The sequence below is a fragment of the Mesorhizobium sp. B2-5-11 genome, assembly GCF_006440835.1.
Taxonomy (GTDB): Bacteria; Pseudomonadota; Alphaproteobacteria; order Rhizobiales; family Rhizobiaceae; genus Mesorhizobium.
Genome location: NZ_VFUK01000006.1, coordinates 246,132 through 271,169, shown reverse-complemented (window position 1 = coordinate 271,169; position 25,038 = coordinate 246,132). Strand labels below are relative to the sequence as shown.

Sequence of the window (25,038 nt, the reverse complement as noted above, 5' to 3'; positions counted from 1 at the left end):
GCTTATCCCGATTTGCCAAACAGCGCCTGCAACTTGCCGAAGGGCATGGCGGCGCGGGCGAAGCCGAACGTGCCGTCCTGCTGGATCTCGCGCGCCGCCGTTTCCAGCATGCCATAGGCGAAGTTGGTGAGCCACGGCCCAAGCGAAACGCGCTTTGCCCCGGCCGCGGTCAGATCGGCAATGGTGAAGTCGGGCCTTGCCATGACGTTGACCGGCTTGCTCACCGCCGAGCAGACCGTGCGCACCATCTCGACGTCGCCGATGCCCGGCGCGTAGAGCACGTCGGCGCCCGCCTTCTCGAATGCCTGCAGCCGCTTGATGGTGTCGTCGAGGTCGGACTTGCCCCAGAGGAAGTTCTCCGCCCGCGCGGTGAAGACGAAATCGCGTTTCAGCGCGCGGGCCGCTTCCGCCGCCGCCGCGACGCGCTCCACCGCGTGCGAAAAATCATAGATCGGCTTGTTCGGGTCGCCGGTGTGGTCCTCGATCGAGCAGCCGGCAAGGCCGGCGGCTTCAGCCGCGAAGATGGTTTCGGCGGCCTGCTCGGCGCTGTCGCCCTTGCCGCGTTCGAGGTCGGCCGAAACCGGCAGCTCGGTTGCCGCCGTCACCTCGCGGCAATGATGGATCATCTGGTCGAAGGTCACCGCGCCGTCCGGCAGGCCGCGCGAGAAGGCGAAACCGGCGCTGGTCGTCGCCAGCGCCTTGAAACCGAAGGATCCAAGCAGCTTCGTCGTGCCGACGTCCCACGGGTTGGGCATGACGAAGGTCGAGGCATGCAGGTCGCGAAAGATCTTGCCCTTGTCCATGGAAGTTCCCCCATCGTGTTGAGTGCGATGGCGCGGATTTTAGCTTGCCCGCCTTGCCCGGGCAAACGAATGCGGTTGGCTCAGAAGCGTTTCGCGTTCTCTGCTGACAATTCGTCCGGCGCGTCCCTGCAACCCCGTCAAAACCGGCGCCGATCAGTGGATCGGCACCAGTCCGGCCAGTGTGCGCATGTCGTCGAACAGGATGCCGCCGGCTCGCATCAAGCCGTCACGGTCGCTGTAGGGATCGCCATGATAGGAAAATACCCGCATGCCGGCGGCGATGCCGGCCTGCGTGCCGGCGACGCTGTCCTCAATGACGATGCAGTCGGCAGGCGCAAAGCCCATCGTCTTGGCCGCATGCAGGAACAGGTCCGGAAACGGCTTGCCGCGCGCGACCATGGTCGAGGAAAACATCGCATGTTCGAACAGCGGCAGCAGGCCGGTCTGGCCAAGCGTGATGTGCATTTTCGACACCCTGGCCGAGGTGGCGACGCAATAGGCGATGCCGGCCGCGCGGACAGCCTCGACGAACTCCCGGACATAGGGAATCGCCTCGACCCCATGGGCGAACAGGTCCGGCAGCCCTGCATTCCAGCGCTCGACGAAGTCGGCGCCGAGCCTGACGCTGGTCTCTTCTTCGATCTGCTTCTGCACCGAGACCATGCTGCGGCCGGAGAAGTTCTTGCGGCAATGTTCAAAGCTGGTGGGATACCCGGCTTCGCTCAGCCATTCGGCGAGACGCCGGTTGGCCAGGTTCTCGGTATCGACCAGAATTCCGTCGCAGTCGAAGATGACAAGTTTCGGTATGTTCATCAGGCCGTGCCGGTCGAGCCGAACCCGCCCGAACCGCGCGCCGTGCCGCCGGCCAGGGCGCGCTCTTCGACGCCCGCCTGCGTCACCGCGGCGAACACGATCTGGGCAATGCGCATGCCGCGCGTCACCGCAAAATCCTCGTCGCCGAGATTGACCAGCAGCACTTTCACCTCGCCGCGATAGTCGCTGTCGATTGTGCCCGGCGTGTTGAGGACGGTCAGCCCGTGTTTGAAGGCAAGGCCGGAGCGCGGCCGCACCTGGCCTTCCATGCCTTCGGGAATTTCCAGGATCAGTCCGGTCGGCACCAGCGCACGTTTTCCCGGCAGGATCAGCAGCGGCCGATCGTCGGGCACCGCCGCGCGCAGGTCCATGCCGGCGGCGCCGGGGCTTTCATAGGCAGGGAGGGGGAGTCCTTCCGCATGCGGTAACCTTACGAAGCCGACGGTCGGACCGATGACGGAGGAATTTTGGATGGCTGCGCGCATAAAATCGATCCTATCGGCGCGATTGCCGATTCGGTCAATTCGCCCTCGACCCTATCAACGGCTTTCTTTCGGGCATCACTATGGCCGGAGCCAATCCTTAGCGCACTTCCATCGGCACCACTGTGGTCTCCTTGATCTCCTCCATCACGAAGGACGCCGAAACGTCCGACAGCGCCACCTTGGCGATCAGCCGCTGGTAGAGCCGGTCATAGGCCTTCACGTCGGCGACGCGGGCGCGCAAGACATAGTCGAGGTCGCCGGACATGCGGTAGACTCCGGTGATCTCGGAAAAGCCTGTCACCGCCGCCCGGAATTTCTGCAACCACTCGGGATCATGATTTGAGGTCCGGACCAGGATGAACACGGAGAGGCCGAGCCCGAGCTTCTCGGCATCGACCAACGCCACCCGGCCAGTGATGACGCCATCCTCCTCCAGCCGCTTGACGCGCCGCCAGCAGGCGTTGCGCGACAAGGCTACCCGTTCGGACAGCTGATCGACCGACAACGTGCCGTCGCGTTGCAATTCGGCGAGCAATTTCCGATCGATTTCGTCGATTTCGATGGCCATGTGGGATGTTTGTCCCACGAACAAGCAAAATACAAGGACATTTTGAGACCGATGAACCGACGAACCGTGCCAGGATACCCCATATCAGGAACTTTAAGCGCTGAAGGGGAAGCAGCATGTCGGTCGCAAGGATTTTCACCTCCCATCCGGCCAAGGTCGGCGAAACCTATTTCGGTCACATGGCCTTTGCCGCCTGGTTTTCCTCGCGCCTGCTGACGGCCGCCGGGGCCGCCCTCGTTCACGCTTTCTTGCCATTTCTGTTCGAGACTACCGCCAGCCGAATCGTCCGCGAACTTTACGAGCGGACGCACAACAGAGGTTCGCACGCGGTCAAGGAGCCCAAGGCCCTTCCGGACCGCGCCTAGGAACGGACGAAGCGATGTGCCGGTGGGCGGCCTATCTCGGTGAAGCGGTCTTCCTCGAAAACATCCTCACGGCGCCCTGCCACTCGCTGATCGCCCAGAGCCATTGCGCCGAGGAAGCCAAGTCGCCGACCAATGGCGATGGTTTCGGCCTTGCCTGGTATGGCGACCGGCCCGAGCCCGGCCTCTACCGCGACATCCTGCCGGCCTGGTCCGATCCCAATCTGAAGAGCTTGTGCCGACAGATCAAATCCGGATTGTTTCTCGCCCATGTGCGCGCCTCGACCGGCGGCGCCACCAGCCGCATGAATTGCCATCCCTTCATCTCGGGCCCTTGGTCGTTCATGCACAACGGCCAGATCGGCGGCTTCGAGAAGATCCGCCGCGCGCTGGAAAATTCGCTGTCCGACGCCGTCTTCGACCAGCGCGAGGGCACCACCGATTCCGAGCTGTTTTTTCTCCTGATGATCGACGAAGGGTTGGCCGCCGATCCGAAAGGCGCCGTCGCCCGTGCCACCAGCCGCGTGCTGGAGGCTTCGCGGCGTGCCGGCATCGAGCCGGCGCTGAAGCTGACGGCCGCCTTTTCCGACGGGCAGGCGCTCCACGCGATCCGCTACGCCACGGATGACCACGCGCCCACCCTCTATACCGCCGCCAAGGGCGGCGGCCGCTGCATCGTCTCCGAACCCTTCGACCGTGAAGGCGGCGACTGGCAGGCGATCCCGCCATCGAGCTTCGTCACCATGACCAGGGATGGCGTGAATATTCAGCCGTTTGCGCCGGCCCCGGCGAAGCTGGCGCTGGCCGGGTAGCCTCCTCGCGGCGCGAATTGCCGTAGAGAGCCGTCCACCAAGCTATTGAGCGAACCGACCCAATCCATAGGACGCCAGCAGCGGATCGCGCTCGCCGTCGAGGATTTCGCGCGCCGCGAACAAGCCGACCGCCGGCGCCAGCGTGATGCCGGAATGCGTGACCGCGATGTAGAGGCCGTCCATGCCCTCGGCGCGGCCGATGATCGGGAAGCCGTCGATCGGCGTCGGCCGGTAACCGACCGTATGGAAATCGAGTTCCAGGCCATCGCCGCCGCGCAGCATGGCTTGCACCGCCGCAAACAGCTCGCGCGCCGTCGCCGCCGCATCCATCCCCGGGTCGGCACCGCCAAAATCAGACCCGGCGATGATGCGGCCTTGCGCCGTCTGGCGCATGTGCAGCCGCTCGGCCAGCACCAGACCGTTGAGCAATTTTCTGTAAGGTCGCGAATGGACGATCAGGCCGGGCGGCATTTCGATCGGTAGCCTTATGCCGGCCGTCGCGGCAATCTCCGGCGAGCCGACGCCGGCCGCGATCACCACCTCGTCGGCTGCAAACAGCCCATGCGACGTGTCCACGCCCGTCGTCCTGCCGCCGGTTTGGACCAACGCCGTAACCGTGCTGGAGACGAAGCGCGCACCGCGCCGTTCGGCGTCGGCCAGCAGCGCGTTCGTCGCTGCGACCGGCTCGGCGACACCCTCCTCGGCGACATGTAAGGCAAAGTCGGGAAGCCCGGCGAGATTGGGCTCGATGCCGACCGCGCCGGCGCGGTCGACCCGCCTGATGCCATAACCCCAGGACGAATGCTCCGCCGCATAGGCCTCCAATTTGTCCGCCGGCAAGTCCCAGCACAGCCCGCCGCACCAGGCGAGCGGAAGGCCGGGCAGGTCCTGCGCCAGCCGCGACCATTCCGCCATGGAGCGGATGCGCAGCCGGAAATACGGTTCCGGATTGCCCCAGCTGGCATTTATCCAGGCAAACGAGTTCGGCGTCGCCACGCCGCCGGCAGCGCTGTCGGCAATGACCGTCACCTGCGCGCCCGCCTTGGCCAGGTGCCAGGCGATCGAGGCGCCGATGATGCCGGCGCCGATGACGATCACTTTCTTGCTCATGCAGGATCTCCATCGAACAGGTCTTCTGATGCCATCGCGTCTTCCCTATCTCAAGAGCCGGCGGACCGATCCGGGCAAATCTGTTCGACAGGCCGGGAAAGCGCTGCTAGAAGCCCGCGCCACAGACAGGATTTCATAAATTGGCTGAAGACATCGAACAGGCGGTATCGCGCCGCCGTACTTTCGCGATCATCGCCCACCCGGACGCCGGCAAGACGACGCTCACCGAAAAGCTGCTGCTGTTCGGTGGCGCCATCCAGCTTGCCGGTGAGGTCAAGGCCAAGAAGGACCGCATCCAGACCCGGTCGGACTGGATGAAGATCGAGCGCGAACGCGGCATTTCGGTCGTCACCTCGGTGATGACGTTCGAGTATGAGGACAACGTCTTCAATCTGCTCGACACGCCCGGCCACGAGGATTTCGCCGACGACACCTACCGCACGCTGTCGGCGGTCGACTCGGCGGTCATGGTCATCGACGCCGCCAAGGGCATCGAGCCGCGCACGCTGAAGCTGTTCGAGGTCTGTCGGCTGCGCGACATCCCGATCATCACCTTCGTCAACAAGATGGACCGCGAGAGCCGCGATCCCTTCGAGATACTGGACGAAATCGAGCAGAAGCTGGCGCTCGATACCGCGCCCATCACCTGGCCGATCGGCCGCGGCAGGACGTTTTCGGGCACTTACCACCTGGCGCTGAACGCCGTGCGCAAGGGCGATGACGAGAAGGAACGCACTCCGGTCAACGGTCCCGATTCCAACCGCGTCGCCGGCCTGTTGCCGGAAAACGAGCGCGAGGCCTTCATCGAGGAACTGGAACTCGCGCGCGAAGCCTGCCGTCCGCTCGACATCGACGCCTTTCGCGAGGGCCATCTGACGCCGGTCTATTTCGGCTCGGCGCTGCGCAATTACGGCGTGCGCGACCTGATCGAGGCGCTCGGCGCTTTCGGGCCGCCGCCGCGCGCGCAGGATGCCGACACCCGGATGGTGGAGGCGACCGAGGACAAGATGACCTCCTTCGTTTTCAAGATCCAGGCCAATATGGATCCCAACCACCGCGACCGCATCGCCTTCGTGCGCGTCTGCTCGGGCAAGCTCGAGCGCGGCATGAAGGCCAAGCTGGTGCGCACCGGCAAGCCGATGAGCCTGTCTGCGCCGCAATTCTTCTTCGCCCGCACCCGCGTCACCGCCGACGAGGCCTTTGCCGGCGACGTCGTCGGCATCCCCAACCACGGCACGCTGCGCATCGGCGACACGCTGACCGAGGGTGAGGAAATCCTGTTCCGCGGCGTGCCGAACTTCGCCCCGGAAATCCTGCGTCGTGTGCGCCTCGGTGATGCGATGAAGGCCAAGAAGCTGAAGGAGGCGCTGCACCAGATGGCGGAGGAGGGCGTCGTGCAGCTGTTTTCGCCCGAGGACGGCTCGCCGGCCATCGTCGGCGTCGTCGGTGCGCTGCAGCTCGACGTGCTGAAGGAGCGGCTGAACTTCGAATACACGCTGCCGGTCGAATTCGAGATGTCGCGTTTTTCGGTCTGCCGCTGGATATCGGCTGACGACAAGACGGAAGTGCAGCGCTTCATCGAAGCCCATCGCGGCGACATTGCCCGCGATCTCGACAACGACCCGGTGTTCCTCGCCCAGCACGCCTTCTCGCTGAACTACGAAGCCGAGCGCTGGAAGGCGATCCGCTTCGCCACGATCAAGGACTACCAGGTCCGCGACAAGGCGGCTTGAGGGGCGGTCTTCCCTTCTCCCCGTTCACGGGAGAAGGCCCGAAGGGCGGATGAGGGGCAGCGCCGGCCTCAAAAATCAATGGACAGCCCTGCCCTTCGCAGGCTCAGGGCGTTCGAAGCTCGGAAAAGCCAATCAATTGGCTTTCCGTCCGCTTACGCGGACCACTTCTCACCCCTTCGCCGCCTCTTCGAGCTTGGCGATGTCGATCTTGCCCATCTTCATCATCGCACTCATCACCCGGCCGGCCTTTTCCCGGTCCGGATCCTGGAGCAGGCGCGGCAGCTGTTCCGGCACCACCTGCCAGGAGACGCCGAACTTGTCCTTCAGCCAGCTGCAGGGGCCGGGCTCGCCGCCCTCGGTGAGCCTCTCCCAGAAATAGTCGACCTCTTCCTGCGTCTTGCAGTCGATCGACTGCGACATCGCCTCGTTGAACTTGAATTGCGGTCCGCCGTTGAGCGCCTGGAACGGCACGCCGTCGAGCTCGAACGTGGTCAGCAGCACTTTGCCTTCATCGGCGTGGCCCTTGGGCCAACGCATGACGCTCAGCACCTTCGAATTCTTGAAGATGGAGACATAGTGGTTCATCGCCTCTTCGGCCTGTCCATCGAACCACAGGCAGGTGGTGATCTTTTGCATGTCGTGCTCCTCGGTTGCTTCTTGCTGCTACAATGGAACGGCCGTCTGAGAAAATGGTCCCACTCCCTTGCCGTTGATCCAAGGACGGGCGCCCGGTAGGCGATCCGACACGGGAGGCCATCTTTTTTCGCAAACTCTGAATTTTTCTGGAGAATCTGGCGCATTGCAAAAATGTGGCCAGACAATAATTGCCGGTCTATAACGCCTGCGATCCATATTCAGGGCCGCGACGCTCCGCATCGGGCGCAGCCAGCCAGCTAAGGAAAGTTCATGCCTGCCTATCGCTCCCGCACCACCACCCATGGCCGCAACATGGCCGGCGCCCGCGGCCTCTGGCGCGCCACCGGCATGAAGGACAGCGATTTCGGCAAGCCGATCATCGCCGTGGTCAACTCCTTTACCCAGTTCGTGCCGGGCCACGTCCACCTGAAGGATCTCGGCCAGCTGGTCGCGCGCGAGATCGAGAAGGCCGGCGGCGTCGCCAAGGAATTCAACACCATCGCCGTCGATGACGGCATCGCCATGGGCCATGACGGCATGCTCTATTCGCTGCCGTCGCGCGAACTGATCGCCGATTCCGTCGAGTACATGGTCAACGCCCACTGCGCCGACGCCATGGTCTGTATCTCCAATTGCGACAAGATCACGCCCGGCATGCTGATGGCCTCGCTGCGCCTCAACATCCCGACCGTCTTCGTCTCCGGCGGGCCGATGGAAGCGGGCAAGGTGGTGCTCGCCGGAAAGGCGCAGGCGCTCGACTTGGTCGACGCCATGGTCGCCGCCGCCGACGACAAGATCTCCGACGAAGACGTCAAGGTCATCGAGCGCTCCGCCTGCCCGACCTGCGGTTCCTGCTCGGGCATGTTCACCGCCAATTCGATGAACTGCCTGACCGAAGCGCTCGGCCTGTCGCTGCCGGGCAACGGTTCGACACTGGCGACGCACGCCGACCGCAAGCGGCTGTTCGTCGAGGCCGGACACTTGATCGTCGATCTCGCCCAACGCTATTACGAGCAGGACGACGAGACGGCGCTGCCGCGCAGCATCGCTTCAAAGGGCGCGTTCGAGAACGCCATGACGCTCGACATCGCGATGGGTGGCTCGACCAACACCGTGCTGCACATCCTGGCCGCGGCGCATGAGGGTGAGGTCGACTTCACCATGGAGGATATCGACCGGCTGTCGCGGCGGGTGCCCGTGCTGTGCAAGGTGGCGCCGGCCAAGTCCGACGTGCACATGGAGGACGTCCACCGCGCCGGCGGCATCATGGCGATCCTCGGCCAGCTCGACCAAGCCGGACTGATCAACCGCGACCTGCCGACCGTGCACACATCAAGCCTCGGCGAGGCGCTCGATCATTGGGATATTTCGCGCACCTCAAGCCAGAACGTGCGAGATTTCTTCCTCGCCGCGCCCGGCGGCGTGCCGACGCAGGTCGCCTTCAGCCAGGATCGTCGCTGGGACGAGCTCGATCTGGACCGCGAGACGGGCGTTATCCGCTCGGCGAAGACGCCTTTTTCCAAAGACGGCGGCCTTGCCGTGCTCAAGGGCAACCTGGCGCTCGACGGCTGCATCGTGAAGACGGCCGGCGTCGACGAGTCGATCCTGAAATTCACCGGCCCGGCGCGGGTGTTCGAAAGCCAGGATGCCTCGGTCAAGGCGATCCTGTCGAATGAGATCAAGGCCGGCGACGTCGTCGTCATCCGCTATGAAGGACCGCGCGGCGGCCCCGGCATGCAGGAAATGCTCTATCCGACCAGCTATTTGAAATCGAAGGGCTTGGGCAAGGCTTGCGCGCTGATCACCGACGGGCGCTTCTCCGGCGGCACGTCGGGGCTCTCGATCGGCCATGTCTCGCCCGAAGCCGCCGAAGGCGGCACGATCGGGCTGGTGCGGGAAGGCGACACGATCGAGATCGACATCCCCAACCGCTCGATCCGCCTCGCCGTGAGCGATGAGGAGCTCGCCAGCCGCCGGGCGGCAATGGCGGCCAAGGGCGCTCTGGCGTGGAAGCCCGAAGAGAAGCGTAAGCGCAAGGTGACGACCGCATTGCGCGCCTACGCCGCCTTCGCCACCAGCGCCGACAAGGGTGCGGTGAGGCACGTTCCGGAGTAGCGCTCGAATCGGCCAGGTTCGTGCTGCCCCTCATTGTCCTGCCGGACATTTCTCCCCGTAAGTGACGGGGAGAAAGGGCTATAACCAAAGATTTCGCCAATTGTAGACGTTGCAAAAATGGCGGCGAGGTCGCAGCATCTCCCTTCTCCCCGTCTCTATACGGGGAGAAGATGCCGGCAGGCGGATGAGAGGCGGCGCCACGTGGCAAGATTTTTCGCCCGCCGCGATCACGGCGGCAGCCGACAGGTGCTGATTCTTCGGGGACGACACAGATGGATTTCGACCTTATCGTTCGCGGCGGCACATTGCCTGACGGCAGGGTTGCCGACATCGGCATCGTCGGCGAGACGATCGCGACGATCGAGCCGAAGCTCGATGGCAACGCCGGCACGACGATCGACGCGCGGGGCAATCTGGTCTCTGCGCCGTTAGTCGACCCGCACTTCCATATGGATGCGACGCTCTCCTACGGCATTCCGCGGATAAACGCCTCGGGCACGCTGCTCGAAGGCATTGCTCTGTGGGGCGAACTGAAGCCGCTCCTGACGCATGAGGCGGTGCGCGATCGCGCGCTCGCCTATTGCGACTGGGCGGTGTCGATGGGATTGCTCGCCATCCGCACCCATGTCGACGTTTGCGACGACAGGCTGCTGGCGGTCGAGGCGCTGCTCGATGTCAAGAAGACGGTGGCGCCCTATATCGACCTGCAATTGGTCGCCTTTCCACAGGATGGGCTCTACCGCTCGCCCGGTGCACGGGAAAACACCATCCGCGCGCTGGATCTGGGCGTCGATGTCGTCGGCGGCATTCCCCATTTCGAGCGCACCATGGCCGACGGCACGCGCTCGGTGACCGAGCTTTGCGAGATCGCGGCAGAACGCGGCCTGATGGTGGACCTGCATTGCGACGAGACCGACGACCCGCTGTCGCGCCACATCGAGCAACTGGCCTATGAGACGCAGCGTCTCGGCCTTCAGGGCAAGGTGGCCGGCTCGCATCTCACCTCGATGCATTCGATGGACAATTACTACGTCTCGAAACTCCTGCCGCTGATCGCCGAGGCGGGCGTCTCCGCCATCCCCAATCCTCTGATCAACATCATGCTGCAGGGGCGCCACGACACGTTTCCCAAGCGCCGCGGCATGACTCGGGTCAAGGAGATGCTGGCGCTGGGCATCCGCGTCGGCTGGGGCCAGGATTGCGTGCTCGATCCCTGGTATTCGCTGGGCTCCGCCGACATGCTCGACGTCGCCTTCATGGGGCTTCACGTCGCCCAGATGTCGAGCCCGGCCGACATGGCGCACTGTTTCGACATGGTCACCAACGTCAATGCCGCCATCATGGGGCTCGATCATCTGGGCCTCGCCGTCGGCAAGCGCGCCAGCCTGGTCGTTCTCGACGCCGGCAATCCGGTCGAGGCTATTCGCCTGCGCCCCGAACGCATTTGCGTCATCGCCAGGGGCAAAGTGGTGGCGGAACGAACCAGGCAGGACACCAGGCTTGCCATCCCCGGCAGGCCGGCATTGGTGAACCGGCGGCACGTATCGTCCTAGACCCAGCCGATTTCCGGCGCTGGCCTTGCCGATTCCCGGATTTCTCCTCGTCAAAACGGCCGCTTCCGTCTACGACGCGGCTTGGACAGGCAAGGGATCGGCATGACGCAACCCGTGGCGCAGAATACCACAATCAGGAACGTGCTTCTGGCCGGCATTCTGCTGATGCTGGCCGGCGACTTCCTGTTTGCGCTCAACGACGCCATGGGCAAATGGCTGGTCGCCAGCTTTTCCGTCGGCCAGGTGGTTCTGATCAGGTCGATCGGCGCGTTTTTCGTGCTCGGTCCGATGATCGCCCACCAGGGCGCCGCCAAGCTGTTCCGCATGGAAAGGCCCGAATTGCAGGTCCTGCGCGTCATCATGACCACGCTCGATACCGGGCTCTTCTATGCCGCCGTCGTCTATCTGCCGCTTGCGGATGTGATGAGCTTCTATATGGCCGGGCCGATCTATGTGGCGGCACTCTCGCATCTCCTGCTTGGCGAGAAGGTCGGCTGGCGCCGCTGGATGGCGATCCTGCTCGGCTTCTGCGGCGTGCTGATCATGCTCAAGCCCTCCTCGGCGGCTTTCTCGCTGTCGTCGGGCTTCGCGCTGGCGGGCAGCATTGCCTTCGCTTTCGCCATCATCCTCAACCGGCGCTTGCGCGGCACCAGCGACACCAATCTGGTGACATGGCAGACCATCGGCACGCTGCTGGTCGGCGGCGCCCTGACCATCGGCGCCTGGCACACGCCGTCGGCGCTCGATTTCGGCGCCATGCTGCTGCTCGGCATCGTCTCCTGCGGTGCCCATCTGATGATCACGCGGGCGCTCAAGCTGGCCCCGGCCTCGACGCTGGCGCCGCTGCACTACACGCTGCTTCTATGGGCGGTGGTCTTCGGGCTGGCGTTCTTCGGCGACGTTCCCGGCCCGCGCATCCTCATCGGCTCGGTCATCGTCGTGCTGGCCGGCTTGTTCATCTTCCATCGCCAGAAGGTGGTCGACACGACGGTGCCGCCTGAAAACGTGCCGAAGGGCGTGAATTAGCCCTCGCGGATCGCCGCCAGGTGCCGTGAAAATTCCGGCGTCTCCATCAGCGCCTTGCAGCGCGCGAAGCGGCCGTCGGCATAGGCCCGAAAATCGTCGACGGGATTGTCGTTGGCGAGCTGGATCAGTCCCCACAGTGTCCACAACAGGTCGCACATCCCCTTGTAGATGACGATGCGGCCGCGCTCCGCCGGTTTCGCCTCGCCGCCGAAATAGGCGCGCATCATCTCCTCGTCCTGCGCGGCATCGAACTTGCCTTCGACGGAGAGGTCGCCAAGATCCCAGAGCGGATCGTTCATTCCTGAATATTCCCAGTCGACGATCCACATCCTGTCACCCGCATCGATAAAATTCTCGCACAGCGGGTCGCAATGACAGGCGACGACGGGCAGCGGGTGGGCCGACAGCGCCGCGCGCACGCCACCGGCCTCGCGCACCACGTCGTGATAGCCGGCGGGCAGGGCGACCTCCTTGGTCGACAGCACCTTCAGATAGTCATCGATCATCGCGAACAGTTCGAAACGGAACGGAAACACCGCACCGGACGAATGCAGCTTGCGGAAGGCCGCTCCCGCACGCGCCGGGCTGCCCGGCCGAAGCCTGAATTTTTCCGGCGACATGGTTACGGCACCGGCGATGAAGCGCGTCACCATCACGCCGGTGCCCGGATCGACATGCAGCACCTCGGGGCTGACGCCTGCCTTAGCCGCCTCGCGCGCCGCCACCGCCTCATTGGCGCGGTTGATATATTCCTCGGTGCCTTTGCCTGGAATGCGCAGGCAGAAGTCCCCGGCCTTGAAAACCAGGTTGGTGAGGCCGCCAAGCCGTTCCAGCGTCCCGTTATAGCCGGCCAGCATGGGAATGGCGGCAAGTTTTGTCCGTGCCTCGTCCATTGTCATGCCCGCTCCCCCGCTGTTATTTGTCGCAGAGACGGTTCCACAAAATTCGTGCTTTGGCTATCATCCGTGCGAGACCAATTTAGGGCATGGCGGACAGGACGAAAGTGACCGACAGCAAGCATAAGGGCGCGCTTGGCGCTGCCTACGCGGCCAAGCGCCCGGAAGACGTGGCGGCGCTCTATGACCGTTGGTCGCAGACCTACGACAGCGACATGTCGGCCGCCGGCTATCGCCATCCCACCATCTGCCTGGCCTTGCTGGCAAGGCATCTGCCGCGTGGCTCGGCACCGCTGCTCGATGCCGGGGCCGGCACCGGGCTCATCGGCGAATGGCTCGACATTGCCGGCTATCCCGAGGTCGAGGCGCTCGACATCTCGCAAGGCATGCTGGATCAGGCAGAGCGCAAGGGCGTCTATTCGGCCCTGCATTGCCTGGCGCTTGGCGGGCCGCTGCCCTTTGCCGACAATGCCTATGCCGGGGTGATCTCGGCCGGCGTCTTTACCTCGGGCCATGTCGGTGCCGAAGGGCTGGACGAACTGATCCGCATCTGCCGGCCGGGCGGCGTGATCGTGCTGACGGTCAAGAACACGATCTGGGATCTGGGCTTTAACGCGCGGGTCGCGGAGCTGGAGGCGCAGGGGCTGGTCACCCGCATCGAGGAAACGCGCCCGTACGTCTCGATGCCGGGCGAGGCCGACACGGTGCCCAGCCGCTGCCTCGCCTTGCGTGTGAACTGATCAGGCTTTGATCCTGTTCCCGGCCGGATCATACATCGGCTCGAGATGGATCTTTGCCGGCGTGCGCTGCATCGCCACGACCAGCTCATAGCGGCCCGAGGCGAGAAAATCGTCGCTCACGCCGTCGGCATTGCGCACATAGCCATAGCCGATGTTCTTCTCCACGGTGTAGCCATAGCCGCCGCTGCTGAGATAGCCGACCGGCTCGCCATTGCGCAGGATCGTCTCGCGCCCGACGAGCACGATGTCCTGATCGTCGACCGTGAAGCCGGCGAAACGCTTCTTCAATGGCCCGCCAGTGATTTTCTCCAAGGCGCGCCGCCCTACGAAATCCGTGTTCTTGCGAAGCTTCACCGCCCAGCCGAGGCCGGCTTCCAGCGGCGTGTCGTTGGGGGTGATATCGGAGCCCCAGGCGCGATAGCCCTTTTCCAGTCGCAGCGATTCCAGGGCCCGGTAGCCGACCGGGCGGATATCATGTTGCTTGCCTGCCGACATCAACGCGTCGAAGATCTCGCCGGTTGCGGAGATCGGCACGTGCAGCTCCCAGCCGAGTTCCCCGACATAGGTGACGCGCAACGCCCGCACGGTGTGGCCGGCAACGATAATCTCGCGGGCATGGCCGAATGGGAAACCGCTGTTGGAAACGTCGGCATCGGTCACGCCGGCCAGCACTTCGCGGGCGCGCGGTCCCATCAGCGACAGCGTGCCGAAATCCTCGGTGACGTCGGTGAGCATGATATCGAGCTCCTTTTCGACATGGTCGCTGATCCAGGACAGGTCATGGGTGCGGAAGCCCGTGCCGGTGACGATATAGAACCTGTCCTCGCCGAACCGCGACACGGTGAGATCGGCCTCTATGCCGCCGCGCGTGTTGAGAAGCTGCGTATAGGTCAGCCGGCCGGCCGGCTTGTTGACGTCGTTGGCGCAGATCCAGTCCAGCGCCTTCGGCGCGTCGGGCCCGGTCAGCTCGTATTTGGCGAAGGACGACTGGTCGAAGATGCCGACCTTCTCGCGCACATGGCGATGTTCGTCGCCGACGGCTGAAAACCAATTCTGCCGGCCCATGGAATAGACGTCACGCGGCTCGACGCCTTCGGGGGCGAACCAGTTCGGCCGCTCCCAGCCGAGCTTCGAACCGAACACGGCGCGATGCTGTTTCAGCCTGTTGTACAGCGGCGAAACGATGCGCGGCCTGCCGGAAAGATACTCCTCATGCGGAAAGCCGATCGTGTAGTGCTTGCCATAGGCTTCCAGCGTGCGCTCGCGGACCCAGTGCCGGTCGCGGTGCAGGCTGGAAAAGCGCCTGATGTCGACGACCCACAGATCGAACGGCGCCTCGCCATCGACCACCCATTGCGCCAGCACCCAGCCGGCGCCGCCGCCCGAAGCGATGCCGAAGGCGTTGAAGCCGGCGCCGACGAACATGTTGGCGCATTCGGGCGCCACGCCGAGGATAAAATTGCCGTCCGGCGTGAAACTCTCGGCCCCGTTGATCATCTGCTTGACACCGACGGTTTCCAGCGCCGGCACGCGCGCGATCGCCTGGCTCATATGCTGTTCGAAATGATCATAGTCGTCGTCGAACAGCCGGAACTCCCAGTCATTGGGCACGTCGCCTCCGGGGAGATCAGTCGTCCAGGCCTGCGGGTTTGGCTCATAGCCGCCCATCACCAGCCCGCCGACCTCTTCCTTGAAATAGGTGCGCCGGTCCGGGTCGCGGATGGTCGGGACATCGGTCGCTAGCCCGTCGATCTTCTCGGTGACGATAAACTGGTGCTTCACCGGCTGCAGCGGCACGTTGATGCCGGCCATGGCGCCAACCTGCCGTGCCCATTGTCCTGCGCAGTTCACCACCTTGTCGCAGGCGATGTCGCCCATGTTGGTCTTCACCGCAATGATGCGGCCGCCTTTGATCTCGAAGCCGGTGACGCGCACTTCCTCGTAAAGCCTTGCGCCATGCATGCGCGCGCCCTTGGCCAGCGACTGGGTGACGTCGGATGGGCTCGCCTGACCGTCGGTCGGCAGCCAGGAAGCGCCGACGAGATCGCCGGTTTCCATCAGCGGCCACATGTTCTTGACCTCCGCCGGCGACAGCAACTGCATGTCCATGCCAAAGCTCTTCGCTGTCGTCGCCAGCCTCTCGTACTCGGTCCAGCGGTCGGCATTGGTGGCAAGGCGCAGGCACCCGCTCATCTTCCAGCCGGTGGCAAGGCCGGTCTCGGCCTCCAGGCCCTTGTAGAGGTTGACCGAATATTTGAGCACGCGGGTGATCGAGGCCGACGAGCGCAGCTGCCCGACCAGGCCGGCGGCGTGCCAGGTCGAGCCCGAGGTCAGCTTGCCCTGTTCGAGCAGCACCACATCTGCCTTGTGGTCGCGGGCCAGATGGTAGGCCGTCGAGCAGCCGATAATGCCGCCGCCGATGACGACGATCGCTGCCTGGGTTGGCAAGGTCATGAATTCAGGTCCCGTATTTTGTCCGGTAGTTTTCCAGCGCGGCATCGAGCCGCGTCAGGTTCTCTTCCGTGTAGGCGACGTAGTCGATGCCGGGCACGTCGAGGTAGAGTTCCGAAACCATGCTCCACATCGCCTCGCGCAGCAGCGAGGCGCATTGCATGGCCGCATGCGAGCGGCGGATCGCCTCGTCCGGCTCCTTCATGAAATAAGCGGTCAGGAAGGCGAAGGATTCCTCGTCGCTCATGCCGGCGTTCGAGGCGACGCCGGCAAGGTCGAACATCGCGGTATTGAAGCCGGCATATTCGAAGTCGATCAGCCATAGCCTGCTGCCGTCGTCGAGAATATTCGCCGGCAAAAGATCATTGTGGCCGAACACGATCGGCAGCAGTTTCTGGGCGCGTTCGAGCTCGTCGGCCAGCATCAGCAGACGCGGCAGGTCGCTCGCCTTGCGGCTGCCGGCGTCCTCCAGCGTGCGCGCATAGTCGCGGATGACGTGGAACACCCAGAACATGAAGCCGGCACCGGAGACGTGGTTGGGCATCTCACGGTGGAAGCCGCGCATCAGGGCGGCGACACGGCCGAGATTGGCGCGCACGTCCTCAGCCAGACAGGTCTTGGCGCCGAGATACTCCGTCACGAGAATGCCGGGTTCGGCATGGCGGACCGCCGGCGCGAAACCGGCGGCATGCGCGGCGCGTGCGGTCATCACCTCACGCTCGCGAAAGACGTGGTGGAAGGGATAGTCCCTGCCGAAACGCACGACATGCCTCCCGGCCGCGTCCTTAACCCGATAATTGGCATTGCTCAGCCCGCCGGGCAGCGGCTCGATCTCGACGCTGCCTGTCCAGCAAGGCAGGGCGCGGATGCGGTCCTCGGCCGTCATGAATTCGCCCTTCGTCCGGCAAGGCGCCGACGGGGCGGCACCACCGTGGCGACCCGCCGTTTGTCCGGACGCTCGTTCTGGCAAAGACCTCGCCGGCGCGGCATTCGGGATCGGTATCCCGCGCCGCACCGACGAGCCCCACGTGCCGGGCTCTTCGAGGCCGGCATCCGCCCCCGCGGATGAGAAAATTCTTCCAGTCGCCCTCGCGTCAGGCAGTTTCCAGACCTTGGGGCACACAAATTCGGATCAGGCTCCGCTATCGCTTTTCCGTGGCAGTGCGAGCCTGACACGGCATCAGTGTCACGCCGGGTAAGCCACGTTGTCAACGAGATTCTGTGGCTTTTTCTGCTTTCCTGCCCGTATTCTTTCGAGATTCCTTGTAATATGCGGCAGATTTGCCATAGAAGCGGTCACTGCATCATGGCGCGACTGGAAATGACCCGATGAGCCATTCCAAGCGGCACGGCGAAATCCTGCGGTTTCTGCAGGAGGAAGGCACCGTCACCATCGCCAGCCTGGCCGACCGGCTAGGCGTCTCGCTGGAAACCGTTCGCCGCGACGTCAAGCCCCTCACCAGCGACGGCTCGCTCCTGAAGATGCATGGCGCCGTCGGCCTGCCGTCGACGATCGGCGAAGCGCCGTTCGAACGGCGCATGCGCGAGAACGCCGAGGCCAAGCGCCTCATCGCCCGCATGGTCGCCGCCACCATCCGCGACGGCGAATCGATCATGCTCGACACGGGAACGACCACCTCGTTCCTGGCGCGTGAACTGCTCGGCCATCGGCGGCTGACGGTCGTCACCAACTCATCCGACATCGCCCGCACGCTGGCCACCGTCAACGGCAACAAGGTCTACATGGCCGGCGGTGAGCTGCGCAGCGATTCCGGCGCCGCCTTCGGCGCCTCGGCCATCGACTTCGTCAGCCGCTTCTCGGTCAGCCATGCGGTGATCTCGACGGGTGCCGTCGATGCGGTGACGGGTGTCATGGATTACGATCTCGACGAGGCCGAGTTCGCCCGCATGGTGCTGTCGCGCGGCCAGCGTTCGCTCGTCGTCACCGATCATTCCAAGTTCGGGCGCCAAGGCCTGGTCCAGGTCTGCGGCTTCGATGGCTTTTCCGAGCTCGCCACCGACCGGCCGCCGCCGCGCGACATCGCTGCTGGCCTGGCGCAGGCCGGCGCGCGGCTCAGCGTCGCGGGCGAGGCAGCCTGAGCTAACCGAATACCAGCGACTGGTGGGCGCATATGCCGGCGAAGGCGCCGCCCGATACGGCGAAGGCGATGTTGTGCATCGCGCGTGACGCGTCCCCGGCGGCGTAGACGCCGGGAACCGTCGTCTGCTGCCTGTCATCGATTGATATCACCGGGCCAAGGGGACCGTCCGTGAAGCCGCAACCGAGCTGTTCGGCCACCGGGCTCGCCATTGTATTGCGCGGCGCGGTGAATATCGCGCGAACCCCCGCCTTTCGGCCGCCGTCGAGGATCACCGTCAAGCCGCCCGCGCCATCCTCCCGCAGTTCGGCGACCGCAGCGGGTTCGAACCTCACATTCTTGCCTTCCAGGACAGACATCTGTTCGGCATCGGGCTCGATCAGGCGATTGCCGAACAGCGTGACGTCGCCCCAGTCGGCGATCAACTGCGCCTGATGCAGGGACATGGGTCCGGTCGCCAGCACGCCAAGCGGCCCGCTGGAAACCTCGTAGCCGTGGCAATAGGGGCAGTGCAGCACGGTCTTGCCCCACTGCTCGGCAAGCCCGGGAACTTCCGGCAGGATGTCGCGCACGCCGGTGGCCAGAACCAGCCGCGCGGCGCCAAAGGTCTCGCCGCCCTCTGTGCTGATTTCGAAGTCGCTGCTGCTATTGGCGACCGCCTTGTCCGCACGTCCCTTGACAAGGCGAGCCGTCGGATAGGCTAGCAACTGCCGTCTTGCCTCCTCCAGGATGGCGCCTGGCGTGCGCCCGTCTTGGCCGAGGAAGCCGTGCGAATGCGCGGCGAACCGATTTCGGGGCTGGCCGGCGTCGATCACCAGGACGTTGCGCCGGGCCCGGGCCGCCTGGATGGCGGCGGACAAGCCGGCAAAGCTGCCGCCGACGACGGCAAGATCATACTGCATGGCTGGAGACTCCGATGAGGTCGTAACGGCGGCGGAAGTCGGCGGTCAGGTCGGCCAGCGTGATACGGCTGAGCTTCTCCGCCAGCAGCTTCTCCGCCGCGATCCGAAAATCGTCGAGGACGGCGATGACGGCCTGCTCGACAAGGCAGCCGGGGCTCTCCGGCTCGGTGCCGAACTGCAGCAGCGTCTCGCCAAGCGCGGCGCTGATTTCGGCCAGCGAGATCTCGTCGGGCGGGCGCCCGAGCAGCCAGCCGCCGCCATGTCCGCGTGAAGAGGTGACGATGCCGGCATCCCGCAACCCCGCGATGGTGCGGCGCACCACGACCGGATTGGTATGGATGAAGGTGGCAAGCTGCTCCGAGGTCAGCGCCCGCTCGGGCTTCTCGGCCATGTGGACCAGAATGTGCAAGGTGGAAGACAGCCGGCTGTTGCGTTTCATGTAACTTATTTAGTTACAATTCTGGGGGCCGTCAAGTTGCCGATCCGTTTCCACTTCCCAGTGTCGTCCCCGCCGTGTTTAGTCCGGCCATGGCTTTCACCATCCGCCAGTTGCAGTTCTTCATCGCCGTCGCCGAGCAGGGCACGGTGTCGGGTGCCGCGCAGAACCTCTCCATTTCGCAATCCTCGGTCACCGAAGCGATCAAGGAGCTCGAAGGCGATCTCGGCGTCGAATTATTCGACCGCCATCCGCGCGGCCTCAACATCACCCACAAGGGCCACCAGTTCCTGCGTCATGCCACCAAGATCCTGGCCGATGTGTCCGATGCGCGCCGCGCCTTCCTCGGCGAGCAGGCGACAGCGGGCGGCCGGCTGCAGCTCGGCGTCACCTCGCTGGTCGCCGGCTATGTGCTGTCGGACCTGCTTTCCCGCTACCGTCGTGCCTATCCCGGCGTCGAGGTCTCGGCAATCGAGGACAATGGCGACTATCTCGAGCATCTGCTGATCGGCGGCAAGCTGGACATCGCCGTGATGGTCACGTCCAATCTGCGCGACCGAACCGCGCTGCAATCGGAAATCCTTGAAGTCTCGGCTTACCGCCTGTGGCTGCCGCTCGGGCATCCGCTCGCCGGCGCCGACATCATCGGCATCGGCGACATCGCTTCGGAGCCGCTGATCATGCTGACCGTCGACGAGATCGAGGAGAACACCGGCAAGTTGCTGACGGCAATCGGCGCCAAGCCGCATGTCGCCTTCCGCACCCGTTCGGTCGAAGCGGTGCGCAGCCTCGTCGCCACCGGCGCGGGCGTGGCGCTGCTGCCCGACCTCGTCTACCGGCCGTGGTCGCTGGAAGGCGACCGCATCGAGTCGCGCGACGTCTCCGGTGCCCTACCCGTCGTCCAGGTCGGGATGGTCTGGCGCCGCGGCTCCGGCCTGCCGCAGGCTGCGCGCGATTTCATCGGTCTGGCGCAGTCGCAGCGCATGGTTCGCCAGCGCCCCGACAAGAACGGCCGCTAATCTATCGGAAAAACCGATATCCCCCTTCTGATAAATGAATTTGCGAAACCGGGATTTTCACAGCAACTTCGCTTCAGGGAACAAAGCCGCCGCCGAAGCGCGGGCCTATCAATGGGAGATCGATGATGAATTCATTCCTGAAGTCATGCACTGCATTGACGGTCGCGCTGACCTTCTCCGGCCAGGCCATCGCTCAGGTCACGGAACTCGGCAAGGGTGAAGGCGAGGTCGATATCGTCGCCTGGCCGGGCTATATCGAGCGTGGCGAAACCGACAAGGGCTATGACTGGGTCACCGCCTTCGAGAAGGAAAGCGGCTGCAAGGTCAACGTCAAGACCGCCAACACGTCGGACGAGATGGTCTCGCTGATGAACGAGGGCGGCTTCGACCTCGTCACCGCTTCGGGCGATGCATCGCTGCGCCTCGTTGCCGGCAAGCGCGTGCAGCCGATCAACACCGACCTCATCCCGAGTTGGAAGACGGTCGACGACCGCATCAAGGACGCCCCCTGGTTCACCGTCGACAAGGTTCATTATGGCGTCCCCTACCAGTGGGGGCCGAACGTCCTGATGTACAATACCGATGTCTTCAAGGAAGCGCCCAAGAGCTGGAACATCGTCTTCGAGGAGATGAAGCTGCCGGACGGCAAATCAAACAAGGGCCGCGTCCAGGCCTATGACGGCCCGATCCACATCGCCGATGCCGCCAACTACCTGATGTTCCACAAGCCGGAGCTCGGCATCAAGGACCCCTACGAGTTGAACGAGGACCAGTACAAGGCCGCGCTCGAGTTGCTGCGCGTCCAGCGCACGCTGGTCGGCCGCTACTGGCACGATGCCGCCATCCAGGTCGACGATTTCCAGAACGAAGGCGTGGTTGCCTCCGGCTCGTGGCCATACCAGGTCAACACGCTGATCGCGGCCAAGAAGCCCATCGCCTCGACCGTGCCGGAGGAAGGCGTCACCGGCTGGGCCGACACCACTATGATGGAGGCCGACGCGGCACATCCGAACTGCGCCTATATGTGGCTCGAACACTCGCTTTCGCCCAAGGTGCAGGGCGACGTCTCGGCCTGGTTCGGCTCGCTGCCGGTCGTCCCCGCCGCCTGCAAGGGCAACGAGCTCCTGACCGACGAAGGCTGCAAGACCAACGGCTACGAAAACTTCGACAAGATCAAGTTCTGGAAGACGCCGGTGACCAAATGCGCCACCCAGAACGACCAGTGCGTGCCCTATTACCGCTGGGTGTCGGACTATATCGGCGTCATCGGCGGGCGATGATTTTCTTCACCCTCCCCTTGTGGGGAGGGTCGACGCGCAGCGTCGGGGCGGGGCGTCGCGGCGGTCTGTGCCAGAGCACCCCCACCCGCGACTTCGCCGCGACCTCCCGCATCGAGGGGAGGTAAGTGGCGCGCGTTCGCCGTCCAGCCACGATTGCGGGCGACCGAAGAGAACCCAATCGGCAAGAGACTGACACCCCATGACCTCAGCCGTTTCCTTTCAAAAAGTCTCGCGCCATTTCGGCAGCGTGCGCGCCGTCGACACGGTCGACCTCGAAATCGTACCTGGCGAGTTCTTCGCCATGCTCGGGCCGTCCGGTTCCGGCAAGACGACCTGCCTGCGCCTCATTGCCGGTTTCGAGCAGCCGACGGCGGGTTCGATCTCGATCTTCGGCGAGCGCGCCGAGGGCGTTCCGCCTTATCGCCGCAACGTCAACACTGTCTTCCAGGACTATGCGCTGTTCCCGCATCTCAATGTGCTCGACAATGTCGCCTACGGATTGATGGTCAAGGGCGTCGGCAAGGCCGGGCGGCACAAGGCAGCGGAAGAGGCGCTGTCGCTGGTCAGGCTGCCCGGCTACGGCGTCCGCCGCCCCGGCCAGCTTTCCGGCGGCCAGCGCCAGCGCGTCGCGCTGGCCCGCGCACTGGTCAACCAGCCCAAGGTGCTGCTGCTCGACGAGCCGCTCGGCGCACTCGACCTCAAACTGCGCGAGAACATGCAGGAAGAACTGAAGTCGCTGCAAAAGGCGCTCGGCATAACCTTCGTCTTCGTCACTCACGATCAGGGCGAGGCGCTGTCGATGGCCGATCGCGTCGCCGTCTTCAACGACGGCAGGATCATGCAGATCGGCACGCCGGAAGATATCTACCAGCGGCCGAGCACTCGCTTCGTCGCTGATTTCGTCGGTTCCTCCAACGTGCTGCCGCCGGATTTCGTCCAGCGTTATTGCGGCCAGCGCGGCTGGGGCAGCCTGCGCCCCGAATCCATCCGCGTCGGCCGCGCGGCGAGCGGCGAGGGCGTCGCCGCGCGCCTCGTCTCAACTAACTATCTCGGGGCGACCACCAGGCTGGCGCTCGATGCCGACGGTCTGAAATTGCACGCCATCGTGCCTGCCGGTACGGCCTTGCCCAGGGAAGGCGAGGCGGTGGTGCTCACCTTCAACCGCGAGAGCCTGCATTTGATGGACGAGCCGGTGTGATGAAGGCTTGCGCGAAGCACCCCCCTCTGTCCTGCCGGACATCTCCCCCTCAAGGGGGGAGATTGGCTGCCCTTTCGGGTTTCGCCAATTTCCAACGTCGCAGAATTGGCGAGGCCGAGAAATTGCCAATCTCCCCCCGTGAGGGGGAGATGTCCGGCAGGACAGAGGGGGGCGACGCAGAACGCGGCCTCTCATATAATTCTCTTCAGCACACGGCGGCCCCATGACCATTGCCGCGCTCACCCCCAGCCCAGCCCCTGCCATCCTGCCCGGCAGCGGCGGCATACGCGGCGCGCTCTCCGACCTCTTCTGGCGCAGGCCGCAACTGCTCCTTCTGCTTATGCTGCTGCCGCCGGTCCTGTGGCTCGGCATCGTCTATATCGGCTCGTTGTTCGCTCTTTTGGCGCAGAGCTTTTTCTCGATCGACGAGTTCTCCGGCCTCATCAATCGTGAGTTCACGTTGAAGACCTATGGCGACCTGTTGCAGGCCGCCAATCTCGACATCATCCTGCGCACGGTGACGATGGCAGCCCTGGTGACCCTGGTCTCGGCCGTCGTCGCTTTCCCCATCGCCTACTACGCGGCGCGCTATGCGCGCGGCCGCTGGAAGGCGCTATTCTATCTCGGCGTCATGCTGCCGCTGTGGTCGAGCTACCTGGTCAAGATCTACGCCTGGAAACTGATCCTGGCCAAGGAAGGCATTCTCACCTGGCTGCTCGCCAAGCTGAACCTGTTGTGGCTGCTTGACGCCTGGCTGTCGCTGCCGGTCGTCGGCGGCAACTCGCTGTCGGTGTCGTTCACCGGCACCTTTATCGTTTTCGTCTATGTCTGGCTGCCCTTCATGATCCTGCCGGTGCAGGCAGCCCTCGAGCGCGTGCCCGGCAATCTGGTCGAAGCCTCTTCCGACCTTGGCGCGTCGCCCGGCCAGACTTTTCGCAATGTGCTGTTCCCGCTGGCGCTGCCCGGCATCGTCGCCGGCTCGATCTTCACCTTTTCGCTGACATTGGGCGACTACATCATCCCGCAGATCATCGGCACGTCGCGCCTGTTCATCGGCCAGGCCGTCTATTCGCAGCAAGGCACGGCCGGCAACATCCCGCTCGCCGCCGCCTTCACGGTCGTGCCCATCGTCATCATGGGCTTCTATCTCTGGGGCGCCAAGCGCATGGGGGCCTTCGATGCGCTCTGACCGTGCCCAATCGGCTCCGCTTGGCCTGAAGATCGCTGCGGCCTGCAGCCTGCTGTTCCTGCATCTGCCGATCCTGCTGATCTTCGTCTATGCCTTCACGACCGAAGAGAAGAGCTTCGTCTGGCCGCCGCCGGGGCTCACCACGCAGTGGTTCGCCGTCACCTGGAACCGGCCGGACGTGTGGCAAGCGCTGTCGCTCTCGGTGCGCGTCGCCGCCATCTCAACGGCCATCGCGCTGGTTCTCGGCACGCTGTGCGCCGCCGCGGTGTCACGGACGAAATTCTTCGGCCGTGAAACCATTTCGCTGCTGGTCATCCTGCCGATCGCGCTGCCCGGCATCATCACCGGCATTGCGCTGCGTTCGGCTTTCGCGCTGGCCGACATTCCGTTCTCGTTCTGGACGATCGTGCTCGGCCACGCCACCTTCTGCGTGGTTGTCGTCTACAACAATGCCGTTGCCCGCTTCCGCCGCACCTCGGGCTCGATGATCGAGGCCTCGATGGATCTCGGCGCGGATGGTTTCCAGACCTTCCGGCATATCGTGTTGCCCAACATCGCCACGGCGCTGCTTGCCGGCGGCATGCTGGCCTTCGCGCTGTCGTTCGACGAGGTCATCGTCACCACCTTCACCGCCGGCCAGCAGCAGACGCTGCCGATCTGGATGCTTGAAGAACTGATCCGCCCGCGCCAGCGCCCGGTCACCAATGTCGTGGCGATGGTGGTAGTGCTGGTGACGCTGCTGCCGATCCTCGCCGCCTATTACCTGACCCGCGACGGCGACCAGATCGCCGGCAGCGGGAAATGAAAACAGC

The 25,038-nt window shown here is 64.4% G+C and carries 24 protein-coding genes; 13 read left to right on the top strand and 11 right to left on the bottom strand.

Going from position 1 to position 25,038, the window contains the following annotated elements:
- Nucleotides 1-2: 2 nt before the first annotated feature.
- The 4 genes from FJ490_RS20555 to FJ490_RS20540 all read right to left on the bottom strand — a co-directional run bounded on the left by FJ490_RS20555 (nucleotide 3) and on the right by FJ490_RS20540 (nucleotide 2,669).
- A complete protein-coding gene (locus tag FJ490_RS20555; protein WP_140523629.1) occupies nucleotides 3-803 on the bottom strand; it encodes an oxaloacetate decarboxylase in 801 nt (266 codons plus the stop codon).
- Nucleotides 804-956: 153 nt separating this feature from the next.
- On the bottom strand, nucleotides 957-1,616 hold the full coding sequence (locus FJ490_RS20550) for an HAD family phosphatase (RefSeq protein WP_181165289.1): 660 nt from the start codon (nucleotides 1,614-1,616) through the stop codon (nucleotides 957-959).
- Nucleotides 1,616-2,101, bottom strand: coding sequence for a dUTP diphosphatase (gene dut, locus FJ490_RS20545; RefSeq protein ID WP_140523635.1), 486 nt, complete (start codon nucleotides 2,099-2,101; stop codon nucleotides 1,616-1,618). Before dut ends, FJ490_RS20550 begins: the two co-directional genes overlap by 1 nt.
- A 97-nt stretch (nucleotides 2,102-2,198) precedes the next feature.
- Nucleotides 2,199-2,669 (bottom strand): Lrp/AsnC family transcriptional regulator, encoded by a 471-nt coding sequence (locus FJ490_RS20540; protein ID WP_140497095.1) that lies wholly within the window; start codon nucleotides 2,667-2,669, stop codon nucleotides 2,199-2,201.
- 116 nt (nucleotides 2,670-2,785) lie between these two features.
- On the opposite strand from FJ490_RS20540, the gene FJ490_RS20535 reads away from it, so the two are divergent.
- Nucleotides 2,786-3,034: a DUF6356 family protein gene (locus FJ490_RS20535; protein ID WP_140512988.1), complete on the top strand. Its 249-nt coding sequence runs from the start codon at nucleotides 2,786-2,788 to the stop codon at nucleotides 3,032-3,034.
- 14 nt (nucleotides 3,035-3,048) lie between these two features.
- Nucleotides 3,049-3,843 (top strand): class II glutamine amidotransferase, encoded by a 795-nt coding sequence (locus tag FJ490_RS20530; protein WP_140728837.1) that lies wholly within the window; start codon nucleotides 3,049-3,051, stop codon nucleotides 3,841-3,843.
- A gap of 42 nt (nucleotides 3,844-3,885) precedes the next feature.
- Here the strand turns inward: FJ490_RS20530 and FJ490_RS20525 are convergent, their stop codons facing one another.
- Entirely contained in the window at nucleotides 3,886-4,953 is a 1,068-nt protein-coding gene (locus FJ490_RS20525) for an FAD-binding oxidoreductase (protein WP_140556831.1), read from the bottom strand.
- A gap of 140 nt (nucleotides 4,954-5,093) precedes the next feature.
- Here FJ490_RS20525 and FJ490_RS20520 point away from each other — a divergent pair, with 140 nt between their 5' ends.
- Nucleotides 5,094-6,686 carry a peptide chain release factor 3 gene (locus tag FJ490_RS20520; RefSeq protein ID WP_140497087.1) on the top strand — a complete coding sequence of 531 codons (1,593 nt, stop codon included), beginning with the start codon at nucleotides 5,094-5,096 and terminating at the stop codon, nucleotides 6,684-6,686.
- 168 nt (nucleotides 6,687-6,854) lie between these two features.
- Here the strand turns inward: FJ490_RS20520 and FJ490_RS20515 are convergent, their stop codons facing one another.
- On the bottom strand, nucleotides 6,855-7,322 hold the full coding sequence (locus tag FJ490_RS20515; protein ID WP_140657838.1) for a VOC family protein: 468 nt from the start codon (nucleotides 7,320-7,322) through the stop codon (nucleotides 6,855-6,857).
- A gap of 270 nt (nucleotides 7,323-7,592) precedes the next feature.
- Here FJ490_RS20515 and ilvD point away from each other — a divergent pair, with 270 nt between their 5' ends.
- From ilvD to FJ490_RS20495, 3 genes are all read left to right on the top strand, one after another.
- Complete coding sequence (gene ilvD, locus FJ490_RS20510) at nucleotides 7,593-9,437, top strand: dihydroxy-acid dehydratase (RefSeq protein ID WP_140559734.1); 1,845 nt, start codon at nucleotides 7,593-7,595, stop codon at nucleotides 9,435-9,437.
- A 272-nt stretch (nucleotides 9,438-9,709) separates the two neighbouring features.
- Nucleotides 9,710-10,990, top strand: coding sequence for an amidohydrolase family protein (locus tag FJ490_RS20500; protein ID WP_140657840.1), 1,281 nt, complete (start codon nucleotides 9,710-9,712; stop codon nucleotides 10,988-10,990).
- A gap of 102 nt (nucleotides 10,991-11,092) precedes the next feature.
- Nucleotides 11,093-12,016 carry a DMT family transporter gene (locus FJ490_RS20495; protein ID WP_140497079.1) on the top strand — a complete coding sequence of 308 codons (924 nt, stop codon included), beginning with the start codon at nucleotides 11,093-11,095 and terminating at the stop codon, nucleotides 12,014-12,016.
- Here FJ490_RS20495 and FJ490_RS20490 read toward each other — a convergent pair.
- Nucleotides 12,013-12,915, bottom strand: a complete 903-nt coding sequence (locus tag FJ490_RS20490; RefSeq protein ID WP_140657842.1) for a phosphotransferase family protein — start codon at nucleotides 12,913-12,915, stop codon at nucleotides 12,013-12,015. The two genes, FJ490_RS20495 and FJ490_RS20490, sit on opposite strands and share 4 nt — an antisense overlap.
- A 104-nt stretch (nucleotides 12,916-13,019) precedes the next feature.
- On the opposite strand from FJ490_RS20490, the gene FJ490_RS20485 reads away from it, so the two are divergent.
- Nucleotides 13,020-13,652: a class I SAM-dependent methyltransferase gene (locus FJ490_RS20485; RefSeq protein ID WP_181165288.1), complete on the top strand. Its 633-nt coding sequence runs from the start codon at nucleotides 13,020-13,022 to the stop codon at nucleotides 13,650-13,652.
- Here the strand turns inward: FJ490_RS20485 and FJ490_RS20480 are convergent, their stop codons facing one another.
- A complete protein-coding gene (locus tag FJ490_RS20480; protein WP_140657846.1) occupies nucleotides 13,653-16,106 on the bottom strand; it encodes an FAD-dependent oxidoreductase in 2,454 nt (817 codons plus the stop codon).
- Between the two features lie 4 nt (nucleotides 16,107-16,110).
- Nucleotides 16,111-16,989 (bottom strand): phosphotransferase family protein, encoded by an 879-nt coding sequence (locus FJ490_RS20475; RefSeq protein WP_140497071.1) that lies wholly within the window; start codon nucleotides 16,987-16,989, stop codon nucleotides 16,111-16,113.
- Nucleotides 16,990-17,432: 443 nt separating this feature from the next.
- On the opposite strand from FJ490_RS20475, the gene FJ490_RS20470 reads away from it, so the two are divergent.
- Nucleotides 17,433-18,203 carry a DeoR/GlpR family DNA-binding transcription regulator gene (locus FJ490_RS20470; protein ID WP_140497069.1) on the top strand — a complete coding sequence of 257 codons (771 nt, stop codon included), beginning with the start codon at nucleotides 17,433-17,435 and terminating at the stop codon, nucleotides 18,201-18,203.
- A gap of 1 nt (nucleotide 18,204) precedes the next feature.
- On the opposite strand, the gene FJ490_RS20465 is transcribed toward FJ490_RS20470, so the two are convergent.
- Together FJ490_RS20465 and FJ490_RS20460 are read right to left on the bottom strand one after the other, a co-directional pair.
- Nucleotides 18,205-19,104: an NAD(P)/FAD-dependent oxidoreductase gene (locus FJ490_RS20465; protein ID WP_140513006.1), complete on the bottom strand. Its 900-nt coding sequence runs from the start codon at nucleotides 19,102-19,104 to the stop codon at nucleotides 18,205-18,207.
- Nucleotides 19,094-19,543, bottom strand: a complete 450-nt coding sequence (locus FJ490_RS20460; protein ID WP_140523665.1) for an Rrf2 family transcriptional regulator — start codon at nucleotides 19,541-19,543, stop codon at nucleotides 19,094-19,096. Before FJ490_RS20460 ends, FJ490_RS20465 begins: the two co-directional genes overlap by 11 nt.
- Before the next feature lie 89 nt (nucleotides 19,544-19,632).
- Between FJ490_RS20460 and FJ490_RS20455 the strand changes: the two genes are divergently transcribed.
- The 5 genes from FJ490_RS20455 (at nucleotide 19,633) to FJ490_RS20435 (ending at nucleotide 25,031) form a co-directional block, all read left to right on the top strand.
- A complete protein-coding gene (locus tag FJ490_RS20455) occupies nucleotides 19,633-20,559 on the top strand; it encodes a LysR substrate-binding domain-containing protein (protein ID WP_140513010.1) in 927 nt (308 codons plus the stop codon).
- 125 nt (nucleotides 20,560-20,684) lie between these two features.
- Nucleotides 20,685-21,839, top strand: coding sequence for an ABC transporter substrate-binding protein (locus tag FJ490_RS20450; protein ID WP_140513012.1), 1,155 nt, complete (start codon nucleotides 20,685-20,687; stop codon nucleotides 21,837-21,839).
- Nucleotides 21,840-22,038: 199 nt separating this feature from the next.
- A complete protein-coding gene (locus FJ490_RS20445; protein ID WP_140657849.1) occupies nucleotides 22,039-23,037 on the top strand; it encodes an ABC transporter ATP-binding protein in 999 nt (332 codons plus the stop codon).
- Between the two features lie 223 nt (nucleotides 23,038-23,260).
- On the top strand, nucleotides 23,261-24,226 hold the full coding sequence (locus FJ490_RS20440; protein ID WP_140556822.1) for an ABC transporter permease: 966 nt from the start codon (nucleotides 23,261-23,263) through the stop codon (nucleotides 24,224-24,226).
- On the top strand, nucleotides 24,216-25,031 hold the full coding sequence (locus tag FJ490_RS20435) for an ABC transporter permease (RefSeq protein WP_140657851.1): 816 nt from the start codon (nucleotides 24,216-24,218) through the stop codon (nucleotides 25,029-25,031). The genes FJ490_RS20440 and FJ490_RS20435 overlap by 11 nt, the downstream gene beginning before the upstream one ends.
- Nucleotides 25,032-25,038 lie beyond the last annotated feature (7 nt).

What these genes read in the sequence shown, in the direction of transcription:
- ilvD (WP_140559734.1), top strand. Translation starts at nt 7,593, where the DNA reads ATGCCTGCCTATCGCTCCCGCACCACCACCCATGGCCGCAACATGGCC.
- FJ490_RS20495 (WP_140497079.1), top strand. Translation starts at nt 11,093, where the DNA reads ATGACGCAACCCGTGGCGCAGAATACCACAATCAGGAACGTGCTTCTG.
- FJ490_RS20500 (WP_140657840.1), top strand. Translation starts at nt 9,710, where the DNA reads ATGGATTTCGACCTTATCGTTCGCGGCGGCACATTGCCTGACGGCAGG.
- FJ490_RS20530 (WP_140728837.1), top strand. Translation starts at nt 3,049, where the DNA reads ATGTGCCGGTGGGCGGCCTATCTCGGTGAAGCGGTCTTCCTCGAAAAC.
- FJ490_RS20470 (WP_140497069.1), top strand. Translation starts at nt 17,433, where the DNA reads ATGAGCCATTCCAAGCGGCACGGCGAAATCCTGCGGTTTCTGCAGGAG.
- dut (WP_140523635.1), bottom strand. Translation starts at nt 2,101, where the DNA reads ATGCGCGCAGCCATCCAAAATTCCTCCGTCATCGGTCCGACCGTCGGC.
- FJ490_RS20460 (WP_140523665.1), bottom strand. Translation starts at nt 19,543, where the DNA reads ATGAAACGCAACAGCCGGCTGTCTTCCACCTTGCACATTCTGGTCCAC.
- FJ490_RS20535 (WP_140512988.1), top strand. Translation starts at nt 2,786, where the DNA reads ATGTCGGTCGCAAGGATTTTCACCTCCCATCCGGCCAAGGTCGGCGAA.
- FJ490_RS20445 (WP_140657849.1), top strand. Translation starts at nt 22,039, where the DNA reads ATGACCTCAGCCGTTTCCTTTCAAAAAGTCTCGCGCCATTTCGGCAGC.
- FJ490_RS20455 (WP_140513010.1), top strand. Translation starts at nt 19,633, where the DNA reads ATGGCTTTCACCATCCGCCAGTTGCAGTTCTTCATCGCCGTCGCCGAG.
- FJ490_RS20525 (WP_140556831.1), bottom strand. Translation starts at nt 4,953, where the DNA reads ATGAGCAAGAAAGTGATCGTCATCGGCGCCGGCATCATCGGCGCCTCG.
- FJ490_RS20475 (WP_140497071.1), bottom strand. Translation starts at nt 16,989, where the DNA reads ATGACGGCCGAGGACCGCATCCGCGCCCTGCCTTGCTGGACAGGCAGC.
- FJ490_RS20555 (WP_140523629.1), bottom strand. Translation starts at nt 803, where the DNA reads ATGGACAAGGGCAAGATCTTTCGCGACCTGCATGCCTCGACCTTCGTC.
- FJ490_RS20515 (WP_140657838.1), bottom strand. Translation starts at nt 7,322, where the DNA reads ATGCAAAAGATCACCACCTGCCTGTGGTTCGATGGACAGGCCGAAGAG.
- FJ490_RS20440 (WP_140556822.1), top strand. Translation starts at nt 23,261, where the DNA reads ATGACCATTGCCGCGCTCACCCCCAGCCCAGCCCCTGCCATCCTGCCC.
- FJ490_RS20435 (WP_140657851.1), top strand. Translation starts at nt 24,216, where the DNA reads ATGCGCTCTGACCGTGCCCAATCGGCTCCGCTTGGCCTGAAGATCGCT.
- FJ490_RS20450 (WP_140513012.1), top strand. Translation starts at nt 20,685, where the DNA reads ATGAATTCATTCCTGAAGTCATGCACTGCATTGACGGTCGCGCTGACC.
- FJ490_RS20465 (WP_140513006.1), bottom strand. Translation starts at nt 19,104, where the DNA reads ATGCAGTATGATCTTGCCGTCGTCGGCGGCAGCTTTGCCGGCTTGTCC.
- FJ490_RS20550 (WP_181165289.1), bottom strand. Translation starts at nt 1,616, where the DNA reads ATGAACATACCGAAACTTGTCATCTTCGACTGCGACGGAATTCTGGTC.
- FJ490_RS20490 (WP_140657842.1), bottom strand. Translation starts at nt 12,915, where the DNA reads ATGACAATGGACGAGGCACGGACAAAACTTGCCGCCATTCCCATGCTG.
- FJ490_RS20480 (WP_140657846.1), bottom strand. Translation starts at nt 16,106, where the DNA reads ATGACCTTGCCAACCCAGGCAGCGATCGTCGTCATCGGCGGCGGCATT.
- FJ490_RS20540 (WP_140497095.1), bottom strand. Translation starts at nt 2,669, where the DNA reads ATGGCCATCGAAATCGACGAAATCGATCGGAAATTGCTCGCCGAATTG.